The sequence below is a fragment of the Ammoniphilus soli genome (assembly GCF_040813775.1).
Window position 1 is genome coordinate 1 of sequence record NZ_JBEGDL010000168.1, and the last position, 628, is coordinate 628.

General features: G+C 46.3%; 1 protein-coding gene. It reads left to right on the forward strand.

What is annotated here, in order from left to right:
• Nucleotides 1-80: 80 nt before the first annotated feature.
• A complete protein-coding gene (locus ABLT31_RS38890; RefSeq protein ID WP_367761082.1) occupies nt 81-482 on the forward strand; it encodes a group II intron maturase-specific domain-containing protein in 402 nt (133 codons plus the stop codon).
• Nucleotides 483-628: the final 146 nt, after the last annotated feature.

A 628-nucleotide genomic window follows, 5' to 3' on the forward strand; every position in this document is an offset into this window, starting at 1 on the left:
ATTGGCACACTGGTTCGTTATGCTGATGATCTCGTCATTTTATGCGAAAAGAAAACCCACGCTATTGAAGCCATCCAGGTGTGCTCAAGGCAGTCTTTGAGAAACTGGAACTGACCATGAACACGGACAAGTCCAAGTTAGCCAATCTATGGCTGGACAAAAAAGAAGGATTTGACTTTCTGGGATTTCATCACCGCCGCATACCGAAACTATTTATATCGGGGAAATTCTATGATTTACGCAGCTTTCCATCTAAAAAGGCAATGAAGAAGATGCGGACCAAGCTGAAGGAAGTAACAGCACCGCGTGCACGACTCTACTGGTCGCCCAAGGATATGGTAAGCAAGCTCAATCCCATCATACAAGGATGGAAGAACTACTACGGCAATGTGGATCCTGGAATGTCTAATAAATGTCTAGCGAAAATAGATTGGTATATTGTCGGGAGACTGGCATTGTACTGGAACAAGAAGCACACGTAATCATCTGCACCCCAGGAAGGTAGCAGAAGAATTCGCACGTATGGGACTGAAGCGGGTCAGCGCGAATGAGGGTACATGGTGGTAGCTATAATGCACAAGGTGAAGAGCATCGGAAAGCCGTATGCGGGAAAACCGCTCGTACGGTT